This is a genomic window from Microbacterium sp. B24, from assembly GCF_000333415.1.
Lineage (GTDB): Bacteria > Actinomycetota > Actinomycetes > Actinomycetales > Microbacteriaceae > Microbacterium.
The window spans coordinates 1-10,399 of record NZ_BADB01000055.1 but is presented as its reverse complement, the minus strand read 5'-3'; the positions used below and the strand labels follow the sequence as shown (position 1 = coordinate 10,399).

At 68.8% G+C, this 10,399-nt stretch carries 9 protein-coding genes; 7 read left to right on the top strand and 2 right to left on the bottom strand.

Annotated features, from left to right (window positions below; translation table 11 throughout):
• From I5I_RS01265 to I5I_RS01255, 3 genes are all read left to right on the top strand, one after another.
• Positions 1-659, top strand: a 659-nt coding sequence (locus I5I_RS01265) for an ABC transporter permease subunit (RefSeq protein ID WP_036315448.1), incomplete at its 5' end; no start/stop codon positions are given.
• A gap of 1 nt (position 660) precedes the next feature.
• Positions 661-1,593 (top strand): sugar ABC transporter permease, encoded by a 933-nt coding sequence (locus I5I_RS01260; RefSeq protein ID WP_036315445.1) that lies wholly within the window; start codon positions 661-663, stop codon positions 1,591-1,593.
• Between the two features lie 113 nt (positions 1,594-1,706).
• The gene (locus I5I_RS01255) at positions 1,707-3,659 is read left to right on the top strand and encodes a glycoside hydrolase family 13 protein (RefSeq protein ID WP_036315442.1); all 1,953 of its coding nucleotides are present in this window, start codon (positions 1,707-1,709) and stop codon (positions 3,657-3,659) included.
• 7 nt (positions 3,660-3,666) lie between these two features.
• Here I5I_RS01255 and rsmI read toward each other — a convergent pair whose 3' ends face one another.
• On the bottom strand, positions 3,667-4,482 hold the full coding sequence (rsmI, locus tag I5I_RS01250; protein WP_036315439.1) for a 16S rRNA (cytidine(1402)-2'-O)-methyltransferase: 816 nt from the start codon (positions 4,480-4,482) through the stop codon (positions 3,667-3,669).
• 23 nt (positions 4,483-4,505) lie between these two features.
• On the opposite strand from rsmI, the gene I5I_RS01245 reads away from it, so the two are divergent.
• Both I5I_RS01245 and I5I_RS01240 read left to right on the top strand, forming a co-directional pair.
• Entirely contained in the window at positions 4,506-6,104 is a 1,599-nt protein-coding gene (locus tag I5I_RS01245) for a dolichyl-phosphate-mannose--protein mannosyltransferase (RefSeq protein ID WP_036315453.1), read from the top strand.
• A 45-nt stretch (positions 6,105-6,149) separates the two neighbouring features.
• Positions 6,150-7,214, top strand: a complete 1,065-nt coding sequence (locus I5I_RS01240; protein WP_036315438.1) for a CobW family GTP-binding protein — start codon at positions 6,150-6,152, stop codon at positions 7,212-7,214.
• A gap of 30 nt (positions 7,215-7,244) precedes the next feature.
• Here I5I_RS01240 and I5I_RS01235 read toward each other — a convergent pair whose 3' ends face one another.
• Positions 7,245-8,072 (bottom strand): aldo/keto reductase, encoded by an 828-nt coding sequence (locus I5I_RS01235; RefSeq protein WP_036315451.1) that lies wholly within the window; start codon positions 8,070-8,072, stop codon positions 7,245-7,247.
• A gap of 125 nt (positions 8,073-8,197) precedes the next feature.
• Between I5I_RS01235 and I5I_RS01230 the strand changes: the two genes are divergently transcribed.
• Positions 8,198-8,623, top strand: coding sequence for a hypothetical protein (locus tag I5I_RS01230; RefSeq protein ID WP_036315437.1), 426 nt, complete (start codon positions 8,198-8,200; stop codon positions 8,621-8,623).
• On the top strand, positions 8,620-10,233 hold the full coding sequence (locus I5I_RS01225; RefSeq protein ID WP_036315436.1) for a hypothetical protein: 1,614 nt from the start codon (positions 8,620-8,622) through the stop codon (positions 10,231-10,233). Before I5I_RS01230 ends, I5I_RS01225 begins: the two co-directional genes overlap by 4 nt.
• Positions 10,234-10,399 lie beyond the last annotated feature (166 nt).

The following is a 10,399-nucleotide window of genomic DNA, read 5'->3' as shown; positions in this document are numbered from 1 at the left end:
CCTTCGCCCTCGGCCTGTTCCTCGCGATCGTCTTCAACGATCCGCGGATGAAGAGCAAGAAGTACTACCGGGTCATCATGATCCTCCCGTACGCCTTCCCCGCGTTCCTGTCGGCGCTGGTCTGGCAGGGAATGTTCAACCAGGACTTCGGCTTCATCAACCAGTCCATCCTCGGAGGGGCGTCGATCCCCTGGCTGCAGGATCCCCTGCTGGCGAAGGTGTCGATTCTCGTCGTGAACCTCTGGCTCGGCTTCCCCTACATGTTCCTCGTCACGACGGGTGCCATCCAGGCGATCCCCGACGACATCCAGGAAGCGGGGCGTGTCGACGGCGCCGGTGTGTGGCAGATCTTCCGCCACATCAAGTTCCCGTTGCTGCTGGTGTCGGTGGCGCCGCTGCTGATCTCCTCGTTCGCGTTCAACTTCAACAACTTCAATCTGATCTACATGCTCACCGGCGGCGGTCCGCGCTTCGCCGACGCGTCCATCAACGTCGGCGCGAGCGACATTCTGATCTCGATGGTCTACAAGGTGGCCTTCGTGGGAGCCGAACGCGACTACGGCCTGGCCAGCGCGTTCTCGATCATCATCTTCGTGCTGGTGGCGGTCATCTCCTACCTCAGCTTCCGCCAGACCAAGGTGCTCGAGGAGCTGAACTGACATGACCACTGCTGAGACCCTCCCCGTCACCGGCACGGCATCGACCCCGCCGAGTCCGACCGTCGCCCACGAGACGCGTCGCCGGTTCGGCCGGTGGTTCCGCGAGACCGGCTGGCGCCACCTCGTCGGCATCGCGATGCTCGTCTTCTCGGCGTTCCCGCTCGTCTACGTGCTCTCGGCCTCGCTCAACCCGGGCGGGACGCTGCTGACGGCCAACAGCCTGTTCGCCACGGTCGACATCGGCAGCTACATCGCCCTGTTCCAAGACCCGCTGCGCCCGTACGGCAACTGGTTCGTCAACTCGGTGTTCATCGGGCTGACGACGTCGTTCTTCACCGTCGTGCTCTGCGCGCTCGCCGCCTACGCCTTCTCGCGCATGCGCTTCACCGGCCGCCGTTTCGGACTGCTGACGCTGCTGCTCGTGCAGATGTTCCCTCAGCTGCTCGCCGTGGTGGCGATCTTCCTGCTGATGTCGGCGATCGGCGACATCTTCCCGGCACTGGGTCTGAACTCCCAGATCGGGTTGATCATGGTCTATCTCGGCGGCGCGCTGGGCGTGAACACGTTCCTCATGTACGGCTTCTTCAACACCGTGCCGGCCTCGATCGACGAGGCGGCGAAGATCGACGGCGCCGGACACGCTCGCATCTTCTTCACCATCATCCTGCGCCTGGTCGCCCCCGTGCTGGCTGTGATCGGCCTGCTGTCGTTCATCGGTACCATGAACGACTTCCTCATCGCGTCCGTCGTCCTCGTCGATCCCGACAAGCAGACGCTGGCGGTGGGGCTGTACCAGTTCGTCTCGCAGGAGACGGCGCGCAACTGGAGCGTGTTCGCCGCCGGCGCCGTGCTCGCGGCGATCCTGCCGATGGCACTGTTCCTGGGCCTCCAGCGCTTCATCGTCGGCGGCCTCACGGCCGGCTCGGTCAAGTAGCGCACGATGCGGCCCGCGCCGCACACCACACAATCAGAGGGCTCTGCCACGGATGTCCGTGCAACCACGTCGCACCAGTGCCGACGTGTTGTCGGCGTTCCACGGAGGTTCCCATGATCGATCCCACCTGCCCGCACCACGACGGCTCGCCGTTGTACGTCTCGCACCCCGATCCGGCTCTCGGCGACGAGGTGACCGTCCGCCTCCGCGTGCCCCGCGCCTACGGCGGAGTCGACCGGGTCGTGGTGCGCAGCAACCCCGACCACGAGCCGGCGTGGGTGGAGGCCGAGTGCGACGGCGAACGGGACGGGTGGCACTGGTGGTCGGCGCGGATCGTCGTCGCAAACCCGCGCCACGGCTACCGCTTCCATCTCGTCCGCAGCGACGCGACGGTGCAGATCCTCAACCAGGGCGGGCTCAGCGACGTCGACGTCCTCGACGCGCAGGATTTCGCCCTCGTCGCCGGCAACCCGCCGCCGCCGTGGATGGCCGACACCGTGCTGTACCAGATCTTCCCCGATCGTTTCGCGCGATCGGATGCCGCGGCCGACCGCCCGCTTCCGCAGTGGGCGATCCCCGCAGCCTGGGATGACCCGCTGGATCCCTCCCACCCGGGTCGCAGCCGGCAGCTCTATGGCGGAGACCTCGACGGCGTCGTGGACCGGCTGGACCATCTCGTCGATCTGGGTGTGAACGCGCTGTACCACACGCCGATCTTCCCCGCGGAGTCGAATCACCGATACGACGCCGCCAGTTTCGATCACGTCGACGAACTCCTCGGCGGCGACGACGCCTACCGACGTCTCATCGAGGCAGCGCACGCGCGCGGCATCCGCGTGATCGGCGATCTCACCACCAACCATTCCGGCGTCGCCCATGAGTGGTTCCGCAACGCGTACGGCCGGCCCGACGCGGCGGAAGCCGACTTCTACTACTTCCACGATGCGGCCCACACCACCTACGAGACGTGGCTGGACGCGGCGACGCTGCCGAAGTTCGACTGGAACAGCGCCGAACTGCGGCGCCGATTCATCGAGGGGCCCGACTCCGTCGTCGCGCGCTGGCTCGCGCAGCCGTACGGGATCGACGGGTGGCGCATCGACGTCGCCAACATGACCGGTCGACTCGGCGCCGAAGACCTCAATGCCGTCGTGCGCCAGACGGTGCGCCGGACGATGATCGAGGTCTCGCCCGACACGCTCCTGCTCGCCGAGTCGACGAACGATGCCGCCAGCGACCTGCAGGGAGATGCCTGGCACGGCGGCATGACCTACCCGGCGTTCACGCGCGGCGTGTGGTCGTGGCTCGCGGAGCCCCGACGCATCCCTCACCGCGGCTTCGACGGCCGCGTCAGCGATGAGATGTGGTTCTTCGGACTGCCCACCGGGATGCCGCGGTACACCGCGCAGCAGTTCGTGCGCCAGCTCCGGCTCTTCACCAGCCAGATTCCGTGGCGTGTGCAGCGCGGGACGATGTCGGCCCTCGACACCCACGACACCGCCCGGTTCGCCACCTACGCCGCGGCGGAGATGATCCCGCTCGCCGTCGGTCTGTCGATGACGCTGCCCGGCATCCCCGTCGTCTACGCCGGCGACGAGTTCGGGCTCGAGGCCGTGGACGGTGAGATGAGCCGCACCCCTCTCCCCTGGGAGCGCATCGGCGAACCCGAGATCGCCGCCCGCATCGGCCTCTACCGTGAGCTCATCGGCCTTCGTCGCGCGCACGCGGCGCTCTCGACGGGCGGCCTGCGCTGGTTGCACGCGGACGACGATGCGCTCGTGTTCATCCGCGAGAACGCGGACGAGGCGGTGCTGGTCCTCGCCGCTCGTACCGACGTCGAGATCCGTCTCGACATGGCCCTGGTCGGCGCGGCGACGGCCAGGGCCGCGCGCTATGCGGCAGGGACGGTCGAACTCGTCGCGGATGACGGTGCGGTGCGCCTGCACGGCAGAGGAGCGAGCTTCGCCGTCTGGACGCTGCCGGGCGTCACCGCTCCGCCCGCGCGTGCGGAGCGGTCCGTCGCAACGCCGGAGGCCTTCGCGCAGTTGGGCGGTCCCGCCGTCTGAGCGGGCATCACCGCGAGGCGAGCACCGCCTGGTAGAGGTCGCGGCTGGACAAGCCGGTCGCTGCCGCGACCTCGGCAGCGGCGTCCTTCAAACGGACGCCGTCGGCCACGAGGGCCTGCACCTGGGCGACAGCGTCCTCGGCCGACACGTCGCGAGCCGGCGCTCCCCCGACGACGACGACGATCTCGCCGCGGACCCCGTCGCGGGCCCAGTCGGCGAGGGCTGCCAGACCGTCGCGGACGACCTCCTCGTGCAGCTTGGTGAGTTCCCGGCAGACGGCGGCAGGCCGGTCGGCACCGAAGGCGGCGGCCATGGCGTGCAGCGTCTCGGCCAGACGCGACGGCGCTTCGAAGAAGACCATCGTGCGCGGCTCGCTCGACAGCAGAGCGAGAGCGCGTGCACGCTCGCCGGCCTTGCGTGGCAGGAATCCCTCGAAGGTGAAGCGATCGGTGGGCAACCCGGCCACGGCGAGCGCCGTGACCACGGCGCTCGGTCCTGGCAGCGCCGTGACCGCGACGCCCTGTGCGACGGCCTCGGCGACGAGGCCGTACCCCGGATCACTCACGGTCGGCATCCCCGCATCGCTCAGAACGAGCAGGTCCTCCTCGCGCGCACGGGCGACGAGCTCAGCCGCGCGCTGCTTCTCGTTGTGGTCGTGAAGGGCGACCAGCCGCGGACGATTGGCGATGCCCAACCCCTGCAGCAGCCGTTGTGTCGTGCGGGTGTCCTCGGCGGCGATGACGCTCGCCTGCTCGAGCGCGGCGACGAGCCGCGCCGACGCGTCGCCCAGATTGCCGATGGGAGTCGCACCGAGGATGATCACCGCTTCAGCTTAGGCTGGTGGCCGTGTCGACCACCGCCGAGCCGATCCCACCGCTGCTGCCACCCGTGCGCCGGTCTGCGTACGACCGTTGGCGCGAGCGCGTCGCGGACGATCCGCGACTCCAGCGGTTGTACGGATGGCTCGCTCCGCTGGCGGTGACGCTGCTCGCCGGGATCCTTCGCTTCTGGAACCTCGGGCATCCGCACGTGCTGGTCTTCGACGAGACCTACTACGTGAAGGACGCGTGGAGCCAGTGGAATCTCGGCTATGCGGCGACCTGGCCCGACGGCGCCGATGCACGATTCGCGGCGGGCGAGACAAATATCTTCACGAGCGATCCGAGCTTCGTCGTCCATCCCCCGCTCGGCAAGTACCTCATCGGCTTCGGCATGTGGCTGTTCGGACCCGACAGCTCCTTCGGCTGGCGAGCCATGACCGCACTGTTCGGCACGGCCCTCGTGCTGCTGCTCTTCCTCGTCGCGAAGACGCTGACGAACTCGACGGTGTTCGCGACCGTCGCCTCCTTCCTCCTCGCGATCGACGGCCTCGGCATCGTCATGAGCCGCGTCGCGCTGCTCGACGTGTTCCTGGCGTTCTTCATCCTGCTGGCGTTCTGGTTCGCCCTTCTCGATCGTCGACGCCACCTCGACCGCCTCGCCGCCGCGATCGTCGCACGCGGGGTGGATGAGGGGCCTCCCGCATGGGGAGTCGTGCTCTGGAACCGTCCGTGGATCATCGCCGCAGGGGCCGCCGCCGGCGCGGCGACAGCGGTGAAGTGGTCGGGGGTCTGGGTGCTCGCGGGCATCGGGCTCTACCTGGTCGTCACCGACGCCCTCGAACGTCGACGACTCGGCATCACCTTCTGGCCGATGGATGCCGTGCGGCAGGGGCTCGCCTCGTTCGTGCTGCTGGTGCCGATCGCCTTCGTCGTGTACCTCGGCTCCTGGAGCGGATGGCTCCTCAGCGACGGCGGCTACGACCGCAAGGTCGCCGAGCTCAGCCCTGCGACGGGCTTCTTCTCCTGGGTGCCGCTTCCCCTGCAGAGCCTGTGGAAGTACCACGAGACCATCTATGCCTCGATGGCCGGTATGACGTCGCCGCACAGCTACTCGAGCGCGGCGTGGGCGTGGCCGTTCCTCTGGCGTCCGACGTCGATGTACGCGTTCTCCAGCCCCGACGGCACGAACGGCTGCTCGGGCGAGAACGGTTGTCTGCAGGTGCTGTACAGCATGCCGAATCCGCTGCTGTGGTACGGCTCGGTCATCGCCGCGCTGTACCTCGTGTACCGCTTCGCCGTCGCTCGCGACTGGCGCTACGCCGTGGTGCTGGTCGGCATCGCGGCCACGTGGCTTCCCTGGTTGATGTACCCCGAGCGCACGGTGTTCCAGTTCTACACGATCGTGATCTGGCCGTTCCTGCTGCTGGCGCTCACCTTCGCGCTGCGGGAGGTCGCCGGCGCGGCCCACGCCCCGCACGAGCGCCGCACGGCCGGGCAGCGGGTCGTCATCGTGTTCCTCGTCGCGGCGGTGGTCTTGTCGGCTTTCTGGTATCCGCTGTGGTCGGCGACGCAGGTCCCCTACGACTTCTACCGTCTGCACAACTGGATGCAGGGCTGGGTGTGACAACTATCGAGAATCATTCTCGATAGTATGCGTGCGGGAGGACGAATGCCGCACGCGAACACGGCCGCCGGAGTGGTCGGAACCGCCGCATCGCGCGTGCCCGTCGTCGCCGTGACCGGCCATCTCGGCGCGGGGAAGACGAGCCTCGTCAACCACCTGCTGCGCACGCCCGGCGCCCGCCTCGGAGTGGTCGTGAACGACTTCGGCGTCCTCAACGTCGACGCCGCGCTGGTCACCGGTCAGGTCGACGAGGCCGCCGCGATCTCGGGAGGCTGCGTATGCTGCCTGCCGGATGCGGGGGGACTCGACGACGCGCTCGCACGGTTGGCCGCCCCGCGGTTGCGCCTCGACGCGATCCTCGTGGAGGCGAGCGGCGTCGCAGAACCCGCTGCGCTCGCCCGCCTGATCCGCTTCAGCGGCGTTGCCCGCGTGCGAGCAGGCGGCGTGGTGGACGTGATCGACGCCGTGCACCACTTCGCGACGATCGATGCCGGCGACGACGCGCCGGCGCGCTATGCGACGGCGTCGCTCGTCGTGATCGGCAAGACCGATCTGCTGCCGGCATCCGAGCGGGGATCGACGATCGCGCGGATCAGCACGCGCGTCCGCTCGCGCAATCCCGACGCGCACCTGGTCACCGCCCGTGCCGGCGCGATCGATCCTGTCCTCGTCTTCGACGTGGCCGACCACGACGACCCGATCGACGAGCTGCCGCTCGCCCGCATCGCGCGCGAGGCGCACCACGGTCCCGGACACGACACGCACGAACACGCCCGATCGGTGTCGATCCCGCTGGTCGCTCCGGTGCCGCCGTCGGCGCTCGTCGACCTCCTCGAGCACCCTCCCCGCGGCGCCTATCGCCTCAAGGGACGGGTGCGGGTGCGCGGCACCGGCGGCGACCGGGGCTACCTCGTCGAACTCGTCGGCCGATCGATCCACGTGTCCGCACTGCCGTCGCCGCCGGCGACCGGCGAACTCGTCGCCATCGGTGTCGACCTCGACACGGCCGGCGCCGATGCGGCCCTCCGAGCCCTGGCCACCGCGCCGACGGAGCGCGCAGACGCCGCGGGGCTGCGGCGCCTGCGACGCTACCGCCGGCTCAGCGAGTGAACGCCGCGGAGGACGACGGTGACGGTCGGGTCAGTTGACCTCGTCGGGATGGGCGGAGACACGACCCCCGCGCTCGAGCGCGGTGATCGCCGACTGTTCGTCGGCGCTCAGCTCGAAGTCGAACAGGTCGAGGTTCTCGCGGATGCGGTCGGGGTTGTTCGACTTCGGGAAGATGATGTGCCCCTGCTGGATATGCCAGCGCAGCACGACCTGCGCGGGCGTCTTGCCGTGGGCCGCCGCAGCGGCGGCGACGGGCCCCTCGTCGAAGAGCGGGTACTTGCCCTGTCCGAGCGGACCCCACGCCTCGATCAGGATGCCGTGCTCCTTCGCGAACGAGGTGACGTCCGGCTGCTGATAGGCCGGGTGCAGCTCGATCTGGTCGACCGCGGGCGTGACACCCGTGGCCGCGATGATCTCGGACAGGTGCGACGGCAGGTGGTTGGAGACGCCGATGCTGCGGGCCTTGCCCGCCTCCCGGATCTGCACCATCTTCTCCCACGCGTTCACGTAGTTGCCGTGGGCCGGTGCGGGCCAGTGCACGAGGTACAGGTCGACGGCGTCGAGTTCGAGCTTCGCGAGGCTCTCATCGATCGCGCGGACCGGCTGGTCGCCGCCCTGCCGATCGTTCCAGAGCTTCGTGGTGATGAAGAGCTCGTCGCGGGCGATGCGCCTGGCGGCGATGGCCCGCCCGACGCCTTCCTCGTTGCCGTAGATCGCGGCGGTGTCGATGTGCCGGTAGCCGGCCTCGAGGGCGTCGCTGACGATGCGCTCGGTCTGCGCGGGATCGACTTTGAAGACGCCGAAGCCGAGCTGCGGGATGGTGTGTCCGTCGTTGAGGGTGAGGAGGGGAATGCTCATCCGTACAGCGTAGGCGGGGCGACGGGGGCGGGGGCCGGATGCCGCGGCATCCACCGCATGGGTTGTTCTCCCCATCGCGACCCGTCTGCGCCCTCCCGTAGGGTCTGACAGAGGGAGGCGGACACATGAGCGACCTGAAGATCGATGTCGGTGAGGTGCTGGCGAGCGCGTCCAGCGCCGAACGGATCGCGGGAGACTTCTCGGCGGCCGAGCGCATCGCCGACGAGACGGCCGGCTACACGGGGCACGACGGCTTGGCCGGCAAAGTGCGCGACTTCGGCGACAAGTGGGACATCGCCCGCGGAAAGCTGGAGGACAACCTGACGTTCATCGCGGACTACCTCCGCGCCGTCGTCGACACGTTCGAGGACCTCGACACCGACCTCGCCGCGTCCCTCCAGCAGGCGGCGGCGGGCGATCAGACCGCCGCGACCAACCTGAACGACGAGATCGGCAAGAGCACCGCGCCAGCCGCCCCGGCAGCCCCCGCGCCGACGCCGAGCCCGTCACCGGGACCCTCGCCGACTCCGCCCGCAGGAGGTGACCGATGACTCTTCCCGGCAACCCGGAGGCGCTCGCGGAGCGCGCCGCGACGTACGTGTCGTCGGCGAGCCGCATCGAGCGCGCCGCCGACGATCTGCGCAACCTCGCCTACGCCAGCACCGCGCGTTCGCTGGACGCGATCCGCGAGCGCAGCGGACAGGTCGCCGGCGACCTGTCCGAGGCTTATGGCCGCTATGCGGGCACGGCGAACGCCCTCGTGGAGTACGCGGCAGCCCTGCGCGAGGCGCACCGCAAGGCCGACGAGGCCGACGCCAACGAGGCCTACGCCGAGCGGCACGCCGGCAGCGCCGACACCCAGGTGGCCGCATACGACAGACAGGTCCGCACCCTCGAGCAGTCGGCGGCCCCCGCCGGCAACATCGAGGCAGCGGAACGCCAGTTGGCCGATGCGCGCGCCGCCGCCCGTCGCTACGACAACGCGGCCACCGCCGCACGAGAAGCCCACGAGCAGGCCCGACGCGACATGGAAGCCGCCGCGCAACGCGCGATGTCGCTCATCGACAGCGCGATCGACGCCACCAACGAGGGGTGGCTCGACAAGGTCGGCAACTTCTTCGAGGGTCTCGGATCGTTCTTCGCCGACCTCGGAAAGTGGATCGGCGACTTCCTCCAAGATCTGTGGAACGAGCTCCAGCGGCTCGTCGCGACCGTTCTGGCGTTGGTGGGAACCGTCCTGATCCTCGCGTTGGTCTATGCGCTGCTGTCGATGATCCCGTTCATCGGTCCGTTCATCGCGGCCCTCGTCGTCGGCCTGCTCGCAGGGTTTCTCCTCGCCAGCATCCTCTCCGACGTCACCAAGCCCACGCCCGCCGTCAGCAAACGCAACCTCACCGACTCGGAGGTCGACAACTACCGCGGGCAGCCAACCGACCTCGCTCACGCGTTGAAGGAGACCACGCTCGTCGACTCGCTCGGCCACCACACCAAGGATTCCGCCGACGAGACGGTCATCAGTGTGACGAAGGTGGTCGATGCCGACGGCGTCGTGCGCTGGCGCGTCACGCTGCCGAGCACCCAGGAGTGGTTCTCCCGGCTCAACGGCGATCAGGGCGCGGTCAACGATCTGGACAGCAACCTGGCGCTCATGCTCACGCCCTCGCTGCGCTCGCAGTACGAGCGCGCCGTACTCGAAGCGATGAAGCAGGCCGGCGTGGGACCCGACGACCCGGTGATGCTGGTGGGGTTCAGCCAGGGTGGGATCCTCGCCGGAACGCTCGCCGCGTACAACAACGACTACAACTGGGACGCCGTCGTCGTCGCGGGTGCACCGATCGACAGCATGCCCATCCCCTCCACGACCACCGTCGTCTCGGTGCAGCACAATGGGGATCCGGTTCCGCGGCTCGACAGCGTCATCTCGCTCGGCACCGACGGCTACGCTCCCACGGACAGGCCCAACTGGACGACGATCCAGGAGGACTCGCCCCTTGCATCGCAGGGCGTCGGAGGGATCCACTATTCGCCCGCCTACAACTCCACGCTGCAGAACAACATCGGGCAGGTGCCGGCGGCCACGCGCGACGATCTCGACCGATACTTCATCGGCGATGAGAATGCGTATGGTTACGAAGAGAGCTACTACACGTGGAAGGAGTGACGATGATCGCGGGAGCCTCAGCTCGCCGATTCGCTAGTGTTCTCGTCGCTCTGCTCGCCGTGGGCGCTTCAACGGGATGCTCTTCTCTCTTCGATGCCCCCCAGTCCGCCCCGACCCCCCTTGGAGAGTAGCGTGGACGCTTTTCAGCCCGTGTACGACGCGATCG